This window comes from Rhizobium sp. G187, from assembly GCF_051549525.1.
Classification (GTDB): Bacteria; Pseudomonadota; Alphaproteobacteria; order Rhizobiales; family Rhizobiaceae; genus Allorhizobium.
The window spans coordinates 390,397-407,430 of record NZ_JBPUGM010000001.1 but is presented as its reverse complement, the minus strand read 5'-3'; the positions used below and the strand labels follow the sequence as shown (position 1 = coordinate 407,430).

General features: G+C 59.1%; 15 protein-coding genes. 6 read left to right on the top strand and 9 right to left on the bottom strand.

Translation table 11 applies throughout. The annotated features are described in order from the left end of the window. Positions 1-36: 36 nt before the first annotated feature. From ACSV9I_RS01895 to rpiA, 4 genes are all read right to left on the bottom strand, one after another. Positions 37-1,413 (bottom strand): class II 3-deoxy-7-phosphoheptulonate synthase, encoded by a 1,377-nt coding sequence (locus ACSV9I_RS01895; protein ID WP_054158700.1) that lies wholly within the window; start codon positions 1,411-1,413, stop codon positions 37-39. A 636-nt stretch (positions 1,414-2,049) separates the two neighbouring features. Further along, on the bottom strand, positions 2,050-3,438 hold the full coding sequence (gene gor / locus ACSV9I_RS01890; protein ID WP_438326798.1) for a glutathione-disulfide reductase: 1,389 nt from the start codon (positions 3,436-3,438) through the stop codon (positions 2,050-2,052). 107 nt (positions 3,439-3,545) lie between these two features. Further along, positions 3,546-4,070, bottom strand: coding sequence for a DUF2059 domain-containing protein (locus ACSV9I_RS01885; protein WP_054158702.1), 525 nt, complete (start codon positions 4,068-4,070; stop codon positions 3,546-3,548). Then, the gene (gene rpiA / locus ACSV9I_RS01880; RefSeq protein ID WP_438326796.1) at positions 4,070-4,789 is read right to left on the bottom strand and encodes a ribose-5-phosphate isomerase RpiA; all 720 of its coding nucleotides are present in this window, start codon (positions 4,787-4,789) and stop codon (positions 4,070-4,072) included. Before rpiA ends, ACSV9I_RS01885 begins: the two co-directional genes overlap by 1 nt. A gap of 141 nt (positions 4,790-4,930) precedes the next feature. Between rpiA and ACSV9I_RS01875 the strand changes: the two genes are divergently transcribed. Then, a complete protein-coding gene (locus ACSV9I_RS01875; RefSeq protein ID WP_438326794.1) occupies positions 4,931-5,602 on the top strand; it encodes an HAD family hydrolase in 672 nt (223 codons plus the stop codon). Positions 5,603-5,653: 51 nt separating this feature from the next. Here ACSV9I_RS01875 and ACSV9I_RS01870 read toward each other — a convergent pair whose 3' ends face one another. After that, positions 5,654-7,570 (bottom strand): L,D-transpeptidase family protein, encoded by a 1,917-nt coding sequence (locus ACSV9I_RS01870; RefSeq protein ID WP_438326792.1) that lies wholly within the window; start codon positions 7,568-7,570, stop codon positions 5,654-5,656. 436 nt (positions 7,571-8,006) lie between these two features. Here ACSV9I_RS01870 and fumC point away from each other — a divergent pair, with 436 nt between their 5' ends. Beyond that, complete coding sequence (fumC, locus tag ACSV9I_RS01865; protein WP_438326790.1) at positions 8,007-9,395, top strand: class II fumarate hydratase; 1,389 nt, start codon at positions 8,007-8,009, stop codon at positions 9,393-9,395. 49 nt (positions 9,396-9,444) lie between these two features. On the opposite strand, the gene ACSV9I_RS01860 is transcribed toward fumC, so the two are convergent. Next, entirely contained in the window at positions 9,445-10,317 is an 873-nt protein-coding gene (locus ACSV9I_RS01860; protein ID WP_438326788.1) for a GGDEF domain-containing protein, read from the bottom strand. Positions 10,318-10,480: 163 nt separating this feature from the next. Between ACSV9I_RS01860 and ACSV9I_RS01855 the strand changes: the two genes are divergently transcribed. Both ACSV9I_RS01855 and ACSV9I_RS01850 read left to right on the top strand, forming a co-directional pair. Then, a complete protein-coding gene (locus ACSV9I_RS01855; protein ID WP_438326787.1) occupies positions 10,481-12,088 on the top strand; it encodes a fumarate hydratase in 1,608 nt (535 codons plus the stop codon). Between the two features lie 191 nt (positions 12,089-12,279). Then, positions 12,280-13,341 (top strand): GGDEF domain-containing protein, encoded by a 1,062-nt coding sequence (locus ACSV9I_RS01850; protein WP_438326786.1) that lies wholly within the window; start codon positions 12,280-12,282, stop codon positions 13,339-13,341. 22 nt (positions 13,342-13,363) lie between these two features. On the opposite strand, the gene ACSV9I_RS01845 is transcribed toward ACSV9I_RS01850, so the two are convergent. Next, a complete protein-coding gene (locus ACSV9I_RS01845; protein ID WP_438326784.1) occupies positions 13,364-13,972 on the bottom strand; it encodes a pyridoxamine 5'-phosphate oxidase family protein in 609 nt (202 codons plus the stop codon). A 58-nt stretch (positions 13,973-14,030) separates the two neighbouring features. Next, positions 14,031-14,957, bottom strand: a complete 927-nt coding sequence (locus ACSV9I_RS01840; RefSeq protein ID WP_438326782.1) for an alpha/beta hydrolase — start codon at positions 14,955-14,957, stop codon at positions 14,031-14,033. A gap of 48 nt (positions 14,958-15,005) precedes the next feature. On the opposite strand from ACSV9I_RS01840, the gene ACSV9I_RS01835 reads away from it, so the two are divergent. After that, positions 15,006-15,479: a MarR family winged helix-turn-helix transcriptional regulator gene (locus ACSV9I_RS01835; protein ID WP_054158712.1), complete on the top strand. Its 474-nt coding sequence runs from the start codon at positions 15,006-15,008 to the stop codon at positions 15,477-15,479. A 5-nt stretch (positions 15,480-15,484) separates the two neighbouring features. Here ACSV9I_RS01835 and ACSV9I_RS01830 read toward each other — a convergent pair whose 3' ends face one another. Then, positions 15,485-15,847, bottom strand: a complete 363-nt coding sequence (locus tag ACSV9I_RS01830) for a gamma-butyrobetaine hydroxylase-like domain-containing protein (protein WP_438326779.1) — start codon at positions 15,845-15,847, stop codon at positions 15,485-15,487. 198 nt (positions 15,848-16,045) lie between these two features. Here ACSV9I_RS01830 and moaA point away from each other — a divergent pair, with 198 nt between their 5' ends. Next, on the top strand, positions 16,046-17,032 hold the full coding sequence (gene moaA, locus ACSV9I_RS01825) for a GTP 3',8-cyclase MoaA (protein ID WP_438327662.1): 987 nt from the start codon (positions 16,046-16,048) through the stop codon (positions 17,030-17,032). The last annotated feature ends 2 nt before the right edge of the window (positions 17,033-17,034 follow it).

Here is a 17,034-nt window from a genome sequence, read left to right as displayed (position 1 = left end):
CTCTTTCTAACGTCAGCATGGATTGCGCGGCACTGCTCAGCCGTTCGCGACCATCATGCGCTTTTCGTCACGACCGCTCTTCATGCGTTCGGCAAGCAGGAAGGCGAGTTCCAGCGCCTGGTCCGCGTTGAGACGCGGATCGCAATGGGTGTGGTAGCGATCAGCCAGATCGTTGCCGGTCACTGCACGCGCGCCACCCGTGCATTCGGTCACGTCCTTGCCGGTCATCTCGATATGGATACCGCCTGGATGCGAACCTTCCGCGCGGTGGATCTGGAAGAAGCTTTCCACTTCCGACAGGATCCGCTCGAACGGACGGGTCTTGTAGTTGTTGAGCGTGATCGTGTTGCCGTGCATCGGATCGCAGGACCATACGACCTTGCGGCCTTCGCGCTCAACGGCACGGATGAGCCGCGGCAGGTGCTCGGCAACCTTGTCGTGACCGAAGCGGCAGATCAGGGTCAGGCGACCGGCTTCGTTCTGCGGGTTCAGAATGTCGATCAGGTTCAGAAGGTCGTCCGCCTGAAGCGACGGGCCGCACTTCAGACCGATCGGGTTCTTGATGCCACGGCAGTATTCGAGATGCGCATGGTCTGCCTGACGGGTCCGGTCGCCGATCCAGATCATGTGGCCGGACGTCGCGTACCAATCGCCCGAGGTGGAATCGACGCGCGTCAGCGCCTCTTCATAGCCGAGAAGCAGGGCTTCATGGCTGGTGAAGAAATCGGTCTCGCGCAGGCTCGGATTGTTCTCCGACGTGATACCAACGGCCTTCATGAAGTCCATGGTTTCGGAGATACGATCCGCCAACTTGCGGTAACGCTCTGCCTGCGGGCTATCCTTGACGAAGCCCAGCATCCACTGATGCACGTTCTCGAGGTTGGCATAGCCACCCATGGCAAAGGCGCGCAGCAGGTTCAGCGTGGCCGCCGACTGGCGGTAGGCCATCAGCTGACGGTCCGGGTTTGGAATGCGGGCATCAGCGGTAAACTCGATCCCGTTGATGATGTCACCGCGGTAGCTCGGCAGCTCCACATCACCGATCTTTTCCATGTCGGACGAACGCGGCTTGGCGAACTGGCCGGCGATGCGACCGACCTTGACCACCGGCAACTGCGCACCAAACGTCAGGACAACAGCCATCTGCAGGAAGGCACGGAAGAAGTCGCGGATGTTGTCCGCACCATGCTCGGCAAAGCTCTCAGCGCAATCGCCGCCCTGAAGCAGGAAGGCATTGCCTTCCGCGACCTGGGCCAGCGACTTCTTGAGGCGACGGGCTTCGCCCGCAAAGACCAGCGGCGGATAGGTCGAAAGCTGCTGCTCGGCAGCCTTCACTGCATCGAGGTCCGGATAGGCCGGAACCTGCTTGATCGGCTTCTGCCGCCAGCTGCTCGGGGTCCAATTCTGCGCCATGGTCGTCACCTGTCTCGATTAGAACTGCGGCATCCTCCCGGCCGCAACGGATGGGGGCTTATAAACGGTTATGCATAGGTTGGAAAGCCGCGATTTCGGGAGATTCGCACCACGTTTCGACGCTTCTGGAACATTCAGCAGACAGTCTGCTGAGCGTGCGAAAACAGAAGCATGAAGGGCACGCCTCACCCTTCATGAACCAAGAGATCCGCAGGATAATCCCGTTATCCACAGCCACAGCGACGCCTGCCCCCATGGATTGTGTTGCAATCCGAAACACTCTGACGGAAGCTTTCCTTCATTCGAATATGCCGATTGGGCAAAGATTCGTCAGGAGGTCAGCTTCACGCAGGTTTCGAGAATTACCGGTCATATTGAGGGGTATGGAGGCATGTTCAGAAGTCGCAAGACTTCAGGCGTATCTAAAGAGGAACGCGTTATGGCGTATGATTGGACTGGCGTACAAACCCGCAGAACCCGCAGAATGCGGATCTTTCTTTTTTCGACGCTTGCCATTGCAGCAGCGGCATTCTCTCTCGGCCACTTCGGCCTGTGATGATCAGGGGCATGCGCCCCACCCGATCTCCGATATTACACAAGAACATTGGGGCGCCTGGTAGCGCCCCTGTCTGTGTGTCAGACACGTTCTCCATTGCGGATACGGTAACTTGGCGCATACATGGTGACCAACTCCTCCGCTGCCGTTGGATGAACCGCCATCGTTCGATCGAAATCGTCCTTGGTGCATGCCGCCTTCAAGGTGATGCCAAGCAGCTGCGCCATTTCGCCCGCATCATGACCGAGAACATGCGCGCCGACGACCTTGCGGTCGGCGGCGTTGACGATCAGCTTCATGATCATCTTTTCAGTGCGGCCGCTTAGCGTCGCCTTCATCGGCCGGAATTGCGCCCGATACACTTCCAGTTCCTGATATTTGCGCGAAGCTGCCTCTTCAGACAGTCCGACGGTCCCGATCTCCGGCTGCGAAAACACCGCGGTCGCAATCAGATCATGATCCGGCTTCGTCGGCTTGCCTCTGAACTCGCTCTCGATGAAGCACATGGCCTCGTGGATCGCGACCGGTGTCAACTGCACACGGTCGGTCACATCGCCGAGCGCGAAGATACTCGGCACATTCGTGCGCGAATAGTCGTCGACGATGATGGCTCCACGCTCATCAACTTTGACGCCAGCGGCCTCAAGTCCAAGCCCGGAAGTATTGGGGTCTCGACCAAGCGCCAGCATAACCTGCTCCACAACCAGCCGCGTCCCGTTCAACGTATCAACTTCGAGGTTGCCGGCCGCCGACTTCGACACCGAGGCAATGTGATCCTGGCAGATGATGCGGATCCCCTTCTCGACCATCGCCTCATGCAAGCCACGGCGCATGTCCAGGTCGAAGCGGCTCAGGATCTCAGCGCCGCGATAAATCAAGGTTGTTTCGACGCCGAGCCCATGGAAGATGTTCGCGAATTCGACCGCGATGTAACCACCGCCAGCGATCAGGATGGAGCGTGGGAGGCTTTCCAGATGAAAGGCTTCGTTTGAGGATATGCAGTACTCATAACCCGGCAAAGCGGCATGCGGATTAGGCGTCCCGCCAACCGCAATCACGATGCGTTCGGCTGTGACCTCCTTGCCGTTCCTGACGAGGCGCACGCTGTTTGGCCCGGTGATTTCGGCGCGACTTTCGATAATTTCGACACCGGCCCCTTCGAGCCCCTTGCGGTAGAGACCTTCAAGGCGCGCGATCTCGCGGTCCTTTGCGGCTAGGAATGTCGGCCAGTCGAAACGCGCCTCGCCCACCGTCCAGCCATAGCCGGCAGCATCCTCGAAATGTTCGGGATACTGCGATGCGTAGACCATCAATTTTTTAGGCACGCAGCCACGAATGACGCAGGTGCCGCCAAGACGATACTCCTCGGCAATCGCCACACGTTTGCCAAGTCCGCCGGCGAGACGCGCGCTACGCACGCCGCCGGATCCGCCTCCGATGACGAAGAGATCATAATCGTACTGGCTCATCGCTGGCTCCTTATGCGCGTGCAAATTCAAACCGGATATAGGGTGGATCCCAGGCAAAAAGAAAGCCCGGGACATGTCCCGGGCTTGAATGTTTCGTCAAACGCCACTCAGGGCTTCGGCGCTTGCGCCTGCACGGCCTGGAGAAGGCTGTCATTGACCTCCTTTTCCAGATCGCGAGCGACGCCCGCAGTCCAGATGTCAGCGGCCTTCAGCAGTTCGCGTGTGGCGATCGGGCCGTCCTTGAGAAGCTTCTTGCCCGTTTCGCTGCTGTAGAAAGCCGTCATTTCCTGCAGTTCTTCCGCGGTGAAGGCCTTGGCGTAAACCAGGGCAGCCTCACGCTCCAGATCGCCGCGACGGCTGGCGAGCTTAAGCGCGGATTCCTCGACCTTCATCGAAATCTCGTCTTCGAGGTTCGGATAGGCCTGGATGAGCTGACCGGTCAGCCGGTCCATGATGTTCGGAAGAATGGCATCGAAACGGTTGGTGACGCCAAGCGCCGAAATGGCGCTGCGAGCAGCCTGAAGGTGCTCGGGCGCAACATCCTGCGCCTGCGCCGAGACACCGCCCAGCATGACGCTGCCGGCGACGACGGCGATCGATGCGAAACGGCCGAAACGCGAAATGCTGATCATCAAATTCTATGCTCCTGTTCGTATTTAGCCTTCATCTCTCGCGCGCCCGCCGGTCCGGCGATGATTGCGAGGGACGCAATGTTTATGAAGAGACCGTGCTCGACGACGCCGGGGATCGCGTTCAACTGGGTCGCCAAAGCGTCTGCATCAGGAATGCGGCCAAATGATGCGTCGAGGATCAGGTGACCGCCATCCGTGGTGAACACACTCTCATCCGAGCGAGCCCGAATCTTCATATCTCCCGAGAGCCCCAGCTTCGTGCAGAGACGCTCAATGGCGATCTGCGTTGCGGCCTGACCAAAGGGATTAATCTCGATCGGCAGGGGGAAGGCGCCCAGGCAATCGACCACTTTCGTCTCGTCGGCGATCACGATCATCCGGTGCGATGCTGAAGCGACGATCTTCTCCCGCAGCAAGGCCCCTCCGCCTCCCTTGATCAGCCGTAGCTGGGCGTCGATCTCATCTGCGCCGTCAATTGTGAGGTCCAGTTCGGGCAACTCGTCGAGCGACTTCAAGGGCACGCCCAGTTCGACGCACAGCCGCGCAGTCCGCTCCGATGTCGGCACGCCTTCGACCTTGAGGCCTTCGGCGACCTTTTCCGCGAGCAGGCGGACAAATTCCTCCGCCGTCGAGCCCGTCCCAATCCCGAGCCTCATCCCGTCTTCGACATGTGCGAGCGCCGCCGCTGCGGCCTTGATCTTCATTTCGCGCGCGTCCATGCGCCAAAAGCTCCCGATCGTTTCGATGAAAGCTGTTTACACGGCCAAATCGCTGAACGAAAGCCCCGGACATGCTGGCGCGTTGCCTTTCAAGCGGATTTGGCCTAACGCCGGACCAAGCGGCATTTGCGGAAGGGCATCATGGAAAAGACAACCATCGTCTTCGATCTCGACGGCACACTGGTCGATACGGCACCGGATCTCGTTGGCAGCCTCAATCACACCATCGCAGCCAGAGGCCTCGCCCCGGTGGGCTATGAAGACCTGACATTCCTGGTCGGCCAAGGTGCGCGCATGATGATCCAGCGGGCCTTTGCCCTGCGCGGCGTGCCGATCGAAGACAGCGATTTACCAGATCTCATGGATCGGTTCATCGCCCATTATCGCGGCGCCATGCCGGGCATGAGTCGACCCTATCCGGGCGTCGTCGAAGCGCTGGACCGGTTGCAGGCAGCGGGGCACATACTTGCCGTCTGCACTAACAAGCTGGAGGAACTCGCCGTCCCGCTTCTCAAGGGCCTGGGTCTGGAGCGGTACTTCGCAACAATCGCGGGCGGCGACACCTTTCCCGTGCGAAAGCCTGATCCCGATCACATCGTCCAGACCGTGATCAAGGCAGGGGGCGCGGCGAACCACATCCTGATGATCGGCGATAGCATCAACGATATCGCAGCGGCCCGTGGCGCCGACATCCCATCGATCGCCGTCACTTTCGGCTATTCGGACGTGCCCGTCGAAGCGCTCGGCGCCAGCCACATCATTGCGCATTTTGACGAACTCACGCCTGAATTGGTCATCTCGCTGACCCGCTGAACTGCAACGAAAAATGGCGGGACATGCCCGCCATTTCAATTGCTCGCCTCGTCAAGCCCGCGGTGTGCGCGCGTCCGTCGTCACCTTGAAAGCCTTCTGCGTAGCTGTATCGCGCCCATAGACGTCGTCAAAATACTGAACCACACCGTTCTTGTCCGGCCATGCCGTGAAATAGGACACATAGACCGGGATCTTCTGGGGAACCTGAACGGCGCGGTTCTGACCTGTCGCGATCTGTCGACCAATTTCCTCGACGGTTGTGCCCATGACGGCAGCTGCCATCACACGCGGCTCTGCAAGGCGCACGCAACCATGGCTGAGGGCGCGCATGTCACGCTTGAAATAGCTCTTCGATGGCGTGTCATGCATGTAGATCGCATGATCATTCGGGAACAGGATCTTCAACTCGCCCAGCGCATTGTCGCCACCCGGTGGCTGGCGCACGTCGACGGCATGCGTGCTGTACCAGTCAACCTGGCTCGACGCGACCTTGCGGCCGCCATAGGAGACTTCGTAGCCTAGGCGATCAAGATAAGAAGGGTCCTGCCGTAGCTTCGGGAGCATCTCGTTGACGATGATGGACTTCGGTACGCCCCAATAAGGGTTGAACTCGACCGTCTGGATCTGGTCCTGGAAGAAATAGGTCTGGTTCGCCTTCGATCCGACGACAACGCGCATCGACAGCTGCTCGCGACCCTCGTTGATGTAATAGACGTTGAAGGCGGGCTGGTTGATGAAGACGTAACGCTGCCCCAGATCCGCCGGCAACCAGCGGACAGCTTCCATGGCAACCTTCAGCTTCTCGATCTTCTCGGCATTGCTGTGGCCAGTCATGGCGCGGATCGTCGCTGGGCCGACCACACCATCAGGCTTCAGCCCACGCTCCTTTTGGAAGGCCTTAACCAGCTCGACCAGTTCGGGACCGTACTGCGTGCTTTGACCAAATGCCGTGAAGGTCTCAGCATGATCCTTGAGCACAGCCTCCGACGCCACCTGCTTGATCGCGCCAACCACATTCACCAGTTCGGGATTGGCCTCTCCCGGCTTCACCACGGTGCCGGCCGCAACGGTGATGGGCTGCGCACTGGCCTGACTGTCTTCCGCCCGGAGCCGCGCGAGCTCATCGCGCATGGCGACGAACTGTGGGCTCTGCGGATTGCGCGAACGCAAATAGGCCGCCACATCTGGGCTGCGACGCAGCATATCAAGCACCGGCGCAAGATTCACCGACTTGCGCTTGAAATCATAGTAGCCGGAGATCCGGTTCGGATCGATACGGCCTCGCGTCGTATCCTGCACGTAAGTGAGAACTTTGGCCGAGAGAGCCAGTTCGAATGACATGAGATCACGCAGCGCGCGGTTGGGATCCGCCGGATCATTGACGGCAGCAGGAGCAGTCAGAGCATAGTCTTCGGGCGAAAGACCGAATTGGTCGGCTTCCGTCAAGGCATCCAGCATCTGACGGCCACGCTCGCTCACACCGTTCGGCGTGACCCAGATCAGCGGCTTCTGTGGATCCGAATAATAGGCTTCGACGACCTTGGCCACGTCATCGGTAGCGCGCACCTTAACCTCTGCCGCAAAACTGCGAGGCTCGAGCGGCGCGGTGGTCGTCGGCGCGACAAATGGCGCTGCGACATCAGCACTACCGACAGCGGCAGGTGTCGAAGGAGCATTCGAAGGCGCTGAGGCCTTGATCGCAATCAGCCTCGTCGCTTCAGGCTTGTAGGTATAATACTGCGGTCCCTTCACCTTCGGCAAAGGTTCCGGATCACCCATCTCCAGGCCGCCGCGCGCCTGCTGTTCGAGGCTCATCGGAGCCGACTGCTGCTGCTGCCTTGCCTGTCTTCCTGGCCCGCCGCGCAGAAGATCAAGAAGCGTCGTTGCATCGGCTTGGCTGGGCATGCCGCCGAGCACGGTGGTGACCGCCAGGAAGGCCGTGAACATGGCGCTGCGGTTTATCGTCATTCTCACTCTCGTCTCTTCCATCTGAGTCCCAAGGACTCACCGCCCATGCGGGCATTCGTGCTGATCTTTAGGCGATCGGCGATTGCTTGAAAAGTTGGCCGCCCAATCGAGCCGGTAACTCTCTCGGTCAACTTCGCGTGACACGATAGGCCCTGATGATGTGCTGCATCGGAACTAGGCGTGACCATCAGTTAAATTTCCCTAAACCTTAAACATTCGTTCACAGGGTTGCAGTGATCGCTCTCACTGTGATGGCAGATTGCGGGCAGGCGTCACCCAAATATGACAGGGTCCGGACAAATGTGTGGCGGAGGATGAAAGCTGGGATATTCATTAGTTGACTTAGCCAATCAAGATTGAGACCTGCTTGTATCCGGGGCGTACACACCTAAATCCAGACCTGATACCGACCGAGCCGACAGAAGGATGACATCCAATGGCACTCCGCACAGAAACTGATACTTTCGGCCCTATAGAGGTTGTTGCCGACCGCTATTGGGGTGCACAGGCCGAGCGTTCACTCGGCAACTTCAAGATCGGCTGGGAAAAGCAGCCTCTGCCAGTGGTGCGGGCGCTCGGCATCGTCAAGCAGGCAGCGGCGCGCGCGAACATGGCACTCGGCAAGCTGCCACACGATATCGGCAACGCGATTATCGCAGCCGCCCAGGAGGTGATCGACGGCAAGCTCGACGCCCACTTCCCGCTGGTCGTCTGGCAGACGGGATCTGGCACGCAGTCGAACATGAATGCCAATGAAGTCATCTCGAACCGCGCAATCGAGATGCTGGGTGGAGAGATGGGCTCGAAAAAGCCCGTCCATCCCAACGACCACGTTAACATGAGCCAGTCGTCGAACGACACCTATCCGACGGCCATGCACATCGCCTCGGCCGAGCACATCGTCCACCACCTTCTGCCGGCCCTGAAACATCTTCACGCTGCCCTCGATGCCAAGGCGCGCGATTTTGCGCATATCATCAAGATCGGCCGCACGCACACGCAGGACGCAACGCCGCTGACCCTCGGCCAGGAATTCTCCGGTTACTCAGCCCAGGTCGCATCCTCGATCAAGCGGATCGAACTCACCCTCCCCGGCCTTTACGAGCTTGCCCAAGGCGGAACGGCTGTCGGCACGGGACTGAACGCGCCGATTGGCTTTGCCGAAAAGGTAGCCGAGGAAATCGCAGCCATCACCCACTTGCCCTTCGTGACCGCACCGAACAAGTTCGAGGCGCTGGCAGCCCATGATGCCATGGTCTTTTCCCATGGCGCCATCAACGCGGCTGCGGCTGCCCTGTTCAAGATCGCGAACGACATCCGCTTCCTCGGCTCCGGGCCCCGCGCCGGCCTCGGAGAACTGGCACTGCCCGAAAACGAGCCGGGCTCCTCCATCATGCCGGGAAAGGTCAATCCGACCCAGTCCGAAGCCCTGACCCAGGTCTGCGCCCATATCTTCGGCAACAATGCCGCGATCACCTTTGCAGGCAGCCAAGGCCACTTCGAACTCAACGTCTTCAATCCGATGATGGCTTATAATTTCCTTCAGTCGGTCCAGTTGCTCGGAGACGCCGCGATGTCCTTCACCGACAATTGCGTCGTCGGCATCGAGGCCCGGGAGGACAACATCGCCCGAGGCGTCGAAAATTCTCTGATGCTGGTGACGGCGCTGAACGCGCGCCTGGGGTATGACACCTGCGCAAAGATCGCCAAGACCGCACATCGCAACGGCACGACACTGCGCGAAGAAGCTGTCGGCGGCGGCTATCTGACCAATGAAGAGTTCGACGAATATGTGCGTCCGGAGCTGATGATCGGACCTCGATGACATCATTCACCAGCAACACGGCGCGGCATCTGCCGCGCCGCAGATACTATTAGACCTCCAGCGCTTCAAGGCCGGTACGATTGGTGTCCTTGGCCCGGAATAGCGCCATGTCTGCTTTGTGGATCAGATCCGCAATCGCGTCTCCCGGACCGCGCACAGAAAGGCCGAAGGTGACCCGCATATCACCACGCTCCAGAGGCCCGACCTCCAGGCGGTCGACCGCGAGGCGGATGCGCTCACAAATCGACAAAACTTCCGCCGGCATATCTCCCGGAAAAAGCAAGACGAAAGTCTTGCCGGACATGCGCGCAGCGATATGGCGCTCCTGCAACAACTGCCTAACGATATCGCCCACTGCAACAAGGGCAAGGTCACCCGTTTCACGCCCATGGATGTTTTTCACCACATCCATTTCTTCAAGTTCGAACACGACAACAGTCACGGGCGCTGCTGAACCCGACAGACGTGTCAGTCGATCGACCTGAACACTGTAAGCAGCGCTGCCGTTCAGCAGCCCGGTCAGCGGATCAAGTGCGGCCTTGCCTTCCACGCGCTCGGCCAATGCGGTGATCTCGCCAACCATACCGCAGACGGCCCGCGTCACGACGGCAATCTCGTCATCGCCGCGCTTGTCGAGCATTTCATCAGCAAAGCTGCCGTTGATCCGATAGGTCGTGATAACCGCTGCAAGCTTGCGCAGCGGCGCCGTCAGCAACCACATGCCGCCGATACATGACAGCGTTCCGACAAGCGTTGCGAACAGAACGGCAAGGACCAGAGCCGTTCCGCCGGGTTCCGAGACTGACTGAAACGTGATCAGCAAGGCGATCAGGGGCAGGTGGATGCAGACAAAACTGATCATGAAGATCCGGGCCACGATCGAGTGATACCACTTCCGCCGGCGTTTCCTGTCGGATGTCATTTTTGCTCCCTGAGCGCTGCAATATTCATAAAGAAACATATCGTTTGTGGAGAAATTCGCACAAGAATACAACCCGACGCCCCCAGCTTTCGGTGCATTGAAATATTAAGCGCTTGCCCTTAAACCACCGAGCTTTCCAGCCCTTGCCGCGAAAGGCCCCGTGATGGCAGACGATCTGTTTCCCCTTGGTGAAGACAACACTCCCTATCGCAAGATTACCTCCGACCATGTGTCGGTCGAGACTTTCAAGGGTGAGGAGATCCTGACCGTGGAACCGGAGGGCTTGAGGCTCCTGGCCGAAACTGCGCTCTCGGACATCAACCATCTTCTTCGACCTGGCCACCTGAAACAACTGGCCGCAATCCTCGAAGACCCAGAAGCGACCGACAACGACCGCTTCGTCGCCTACGATCTGCTGAAGAATGCAAACATCGCGGCAGGTGGCATCCTGCCGATGTGCCAGGACACAGGTACGGCAATCGTCATGGGCAAGAAGGGCCGCAAGGTCTGGACCGATGGCGGTGACTATGAAGCCCTGGCGACGGGCGTGCGCGATGCCTATGAGCGTCGGAACCTGCGCTATTCACAGCTCGCACCGATCAAGATGTTCGAGGAAAAAAACACCAAAACGAACCTGCCAGCGCAGATCGACCTCTATGAAGAAGGCGAAGACGCCTACAAGTTCTTGTTCATGGCGAAGGGCGGCGGGTCTGCCAACAAGACATTCCTTTATCAGGGGACGCCATCGCTCCTGACCCACGACCGCATGATCGACTTCCTCAAGGAGAAGATCCTCACGCTAGGGACGGCAGCCTGTCCGCCCTACCATCTGGCGATCGTGATCGGTGGGCTTTCCGCCGAAATGACGCTGAAGACCGTCAAGCTCGCTTCGGCGCGCTACCTCGACAATCTGCCGACTGAGGGCTCAGAGACCGGCCACGCCTTCCGCGACCTGGAAATGGAAAAGGAAATCCACAAGCTGACCCAGTCGCTCGGGGTCGGCGCTCAGTTTGGTGGCAAGTATTTCTGTCACGACGTGCGTGTCATCCGCCTGCCCCGCCACGGCGCATCGCTACCGATCGGCCTCGGCGTCAGCTGTTCCGCCGACCGCCAGGCGAAGGGCAAGATCACGCGTGACGGCATCTTCATCGAACAGCTCGAAACCGATCCGTCGAAATACATGCCGGAAATCGACGAAAGCGCCCTTTCCTCTTCCGTCGTCAAGATCGACCTGAACCAGCCGATGGCGGCGATCCTGAGCGAACTCAGCAAGCATCCGGTCAAGACACGGCTCTCGTTGACAGGAACAATCATCGTCGCGCGCGACCTCGCCCACTCCAAGATCCGCGAACGACTGGAAAAGGGCGAAGGCATGCCCGACTACATGAAGAACCATCCGGTCTATTATGCAGGTCCTGCCAAGACGCCGACCGGTTATGCCTCAGGCTCCTTCGGGCCGACAACAGCCGGCCGCATGGACAGCTATGTCGACCAGTTCCAGTCCTTCGGCGGTTCCATGGTGATGTTGGCGAAAGGGAATCGCTCACGCGCCGTGCGCGAAGCCTGCAAGACCCATGGCGGCTTTTATCTCGGCTCCATCGGCGGCCCTGCGGCGCGCCTCGCCCAGGACTGCATCAGACATGTCGAGGTGCTCGAATATCCGGAGCTCGGTATGGAAGCTGTTTGGAAGATCGAGGTCGAAGACTTCCCCGCCTTTATCGTTACCGACGACAAGGGCAACGACTTTTTCCAGGAGTTTAACCTCGGCTAACGTCAGGCCGGCGCGGCCATGGGGGCGCAATTGGATTTTTCATGAAAAGAAGGGCTTGGGGCGCCACCTCAAGCCCTCGCCAATTTTGCACCAGTGACATATCGTTGCCCGGCCATTAATTCTTTACCAAGAATTTTACGCTACTGAATCTGGAGCCTTGAAAAAGGGGCGACGAGATTGGAGCTTGCCGAATGACGACGGCACAACCGCCAAAGATCCAGACACCGGACGTTTCGGCGCAGATTGCCTTTGCCATGCGCTCCATGGGCGTCGCTCCAATTCCGCGCAACTATGAACTCTTCTATGAGGCCTATATCGGCTCCAATCCTGCGCTGACCCGGGACCTGGTGTCACTGGGAAGTCGTGCGACACAGGACGAGATCGATCAGCTGCGTGAACAGCATTTCGGCAATCAGCAGGAAAAGATCGAAAGCGCGCACGGCAAGCTGATCGGTGAACTGGAAGCATTGCTTCGGCTTTTGCGCCAGGAACAATCCTCGCTCGAAAGCTACAATCGCCTCCTCGGCGAAACCTACAGCCGCATCAGCTCGAAGAATTCCAACAGCACCGACATCTTGCGCAACGCCATAGCCGTGCTGAGCGAAGCGACGGGCAACACCATGGCGCATGGCGAGCAGACCGTGGAGCAGATGTCGCAACGCTCCCAGGAAATGGATGAGGTTCGCCGCGAACTCGACGAATACAAGCGGATCGCCAACACCGATTCACTCACACGACTTTCCAACCGCCGCGCCTTCGACGAGAAGCTCGCTTCCGTCTACGCAAGCGGAGAGCGACCGTTGGCAGCCTTGCTTCTGGCCGACATTGACCACTTCAAGAAGGTCAACGATCTCTATGGTCACCCGGTCGGCGACAAAATCCTGGCAACCGTGGCGACGATCATTCGCAGCAATGTTCGCAAAGAATCTTTTGTCGCTCGCACGGGCGGCGAGGAATTTGCCGTAATCATCGAAGGCTATACCGCCGAAGAAGTGCACCAGATGGGCGAGAAGATCAGGCTGGCGCTGGAAAGCACGCCGTTCAAGAACTCAAAGACAGGCGTCAATTACGGCCCGATCACACTGTCGCTCGGCTACTCCATGGCAGCCGAATCCGAGGATGCAGGTGAGCTCTATTCAAAGGCCGATACCGCTCTCTATTGTGCCAAGAACAATGGTCGCAACCGGACCTTTGGCTTTGAGGACGGCATGAAAAAGGACTTCACCAAGAGCTGGCTGCTTTACAAGCGCTGAGCTGCACCTTCCAGCGCGCCCGTCACCACATGGTCTTCGAAGCTCTGACTGGCCATTCGCGATCATAGGTCTCCTGATCGAAATCAGCCTTCGCCGCCTTCAACATCTCGCCGGGCGTCGGCAGGCTGGCAGCTGCCACATGTGCCTCGGCGTTCCAGAGCCCGGCACGCATGACGGCACGAGCGCACTGGAAATACACCTCATCGATCGAAACCAGGATCACGCTGCGCGGATGACGTCCATCCATCACGAAGCTCGCAAGCAGACCAGGCTCAACCGAGACCACGGCCCGACCATTCACACGCATCACGCTTGCCGAACCTGGAATGAGAAACATCAGCGCCACCCGCGGATCGCGAACGACATTGATGAGCGAATCGATCCGGTTGTTGCCACGCCAATCGGGTAGGGCCAACTCGCGATCACTCTCGATCCTGACGACAGACCCAGCGTCGCCGCGCGGCGAACAATCGAGCCCTTCAGGCCCAACGGTTGCCAAGGCGACAAAGGGCGACGCCTCGATCATCTGGCGATAAGGCGCCGTCAGGCTATGCGTGACCTTGGCAGTCGACGCCTCGGTGACATCGCCATAATAGGCCTTCAACTGATCGACGTCGCGAATAATGGTCATGCCGTCTTCCCTTCCAAGCCCTTGGTATTTTTCGACTTAGGCACGGGATGTGACAGAGTCACGACGATGCCCGCCGCACACTCTCGTGCGGAGGCATTTCACGCAACAGGAAATCTCCGACAGCCGAAATCACCTCGGCGGCACTGACAATACGGCGATGCCCGTGGCCATTGGCCCAAAGATGCCGGACATGGGGAGATACCCCGATATAGCGCTGCGCATGACCGACATGCACTTCCTTGTCGTCCTCGGCATGGACGACGAGAAGCGGCCGATCAATACGGCGCGCAACTGACACACCATCAAGTTCATCAACGCTGCATCCGACAAGATCGAAGGCACGCGAGCGCATGGCAGCGATGCTGGTACGCCCGAGCCCGACGCTTTTGGCAAAACCATTGAACACGTCCGCCATGCTCGATGGCGACCCGATCAGGGCAATGCGCCTTGCCTTTAGCGTGCCGATATCAGCAAACACGCCCCCGGCTGCCATCATCACGGCCGCACCGCCAAAGGAATGCCCGACGACACCGTCAAAAGCGCCGAATTGCCGTTCAGCCGCAAGGATCGCCTCCGTTGCGATACGCAGATCGAGTCGCCGGCCACTGGACGCACCATGCCCCGGAAGATCGAGGAGAACCACATCCGCACCTGCCTGGCGCAGTCCGACCGCCAAGGCAGAAAGATATTCCGCACGCGAGCCCCAACCGTGAACCACGAGAACCCGCGCAGGCGACGGATCCCCCGATGATTGCGGCCAGTGGTGCATCGCTGCCATCCCCTTCGACAAGGCGAGCTTCGTTACGATCGCGCCGCGAAGACGTTCCCGCCCGACGTCAAACGCCTCCCGCGCCTTTGAGCCCTTCGGCTTGCGCGACGGCGTCAGGCAAAAAAGCTCGAAGGCCAGCCGACCGGAGGCCGCCGGCGCCACACGTTCAAGCTGCGAAAGCGTCAGACGGGTGACCTTGTGAGCCAGAGATGCCATAGTGAGAATCCCACATTAATGTTCAATGCTGAACAATAAAGAACGAGAATGACGAAAAATCAAGCCTTCCCTTGGGATCATCCGCGATTTCGCAGCTGGATTGCGGTTGGCCGGGCCTGTCAGTTGATGCAGCAAACACTGGCGCGAGCGCTAAGCCCCCTCGACCTCAAGCCCCCCCATCTCGACATTCTGGTCAACCTCTATCGGTTCGAAGGCATTTCGCAGCAGGAACTGGCCCGAAAGCTCTTGGTCGGTCGCTCGAACATGAGCATGCTCTTGCCGCAGATGGAAAAGCGCGAGCTGCTTGAACGACGCCCCGATCAGAAGGACAAGCGCATCTTGCGGCTATACCTGACCCCAGCCGGCAGAGCACTGACCGAGAAAGCAATGCATATCCAGACAGACCTGATCGAGCGGACACTCTCCGTCACACCGGTCGAGGACTGCAGCATGATCGCCGACCACATGGATCGCCTGATCCAGCGGATGCTCGCTTCAGATGGTGATGTAGTATCGGACTGAAACCGTCAGCGGGGATCCCGGCTGAGGCCCTTTTGGGCAAGATCGCGCTCATAATCGGCAAACTGGCTTTCGCCGCTTGTACCGAGTTCGCGAAGATAGACCCAGGTAAAGATGCCGGTATCATGGCCGTCATCGAAGGCGATCCGAACCGCATAATTTCCGGTCGGCACCATAGCCCTGATGGCAACATGGCGTTTACCCGGCACCGTCACTTTCTGACCAGGCCCATGTCCCTGAACTTCAGCAGAGGGAGACAACACGCGCAGCATTTCCGCCGGCAGGGATACGGCGATGCCGTCGTTGAAGCTGACCGTCAGCAGCCTGCGGTCCTTGGAAACCTTCAATTCGGTGGGCCAGAGATCGTTCACGGCACGTCCTTTCAGTTGCCTCAGGCGCGACAGTTAGGGTCAAGCCTCAGTGCGCGCAAGCCTAATTCACAGCGATTGATGCGCAAAGCTTGACGCTCTGCGGAGCAAGCTCCACATTGGAGAAAAGGGAGAGAAACCTTGGACCAGACACCCGGCGCCTGGAGTGCTGCGACAGCACTTGCCAATGTCAAAGCACCCATGATCGACCCCTTCGGCCGATCAGTTAGTTACCTGCGCGTTTCGGTCACCGACCGCTGTGATTTTCGCTGCACCTATTGCATGTCCGAAAACATGACCTTCTTGCCGAAGAAGGATCTGTTGACGCTGGAAGAGCTCGATCGTCTCTGTTCGGCCTTCATTGAGAAGGGCGTGCGCCGGCTCCGCCTGACCGGCGGCGAGCCGCTCGTGCGCAAGAACATCATGCATCTGATCAGGGGCCTCTCCCGTCACCTGGGAGAAGGACTTGATGAATTGACGCTGACGACCAACGGCTCCCAGCTTGCCCGCCATGCCGAGGAACTGGCGGCTTGCGGGGTGAAGCGGATCAATGTGTCGATTGATACGCTCGACCCTGACAAGTTTCGCCAGATCACACGCTGGGGCGAGATTGAACGGGTCATGGAGGGCATTCGGGCTGCCCAGGCCGCTGGGATCTCGATCAAGCTCAACGCGGTGGCACTCAAAGATTTCAACGAAACCGAGATTCCCGATCTTATCAGCTTCGCCCATGGAGAGGGCATGGAACTGACCCTGATCGAAACCATGCCAATGGGCGAGATCAGTGAGGACAGGACGGACCGTTACCTGCCGCTGTCACAGGTCCGCAGAGAACTCGAAGCTCGTTTCACCCTGACCGATATCCCGTTCCGGACCGGTGGACCGGCCCGCTATGTCGAGGTCAAGGAAACGGGTGGGCGGCTCGGCTTCATCACACCCCTCACCCATAACTTCTGCGAGAGCTGCAATCGCGTGCGCCTTACCTGTACTGGCACGCTGTACATGTGTCTTGGCCAGGACGATGCAGCCGACCTGCGCACGGCATTGCGGGCTTCGGATGATGACGGCTACTTGTCGGCTGCCATCGACGAGGCCATTTCGCGCAAGCCGAAGGGCCACGACTTTATCATTGATCGCCGCCAGCAGCGGCCGGCTGTCAGCCGCCACATGAGTGTCACGGGCGGCTGACC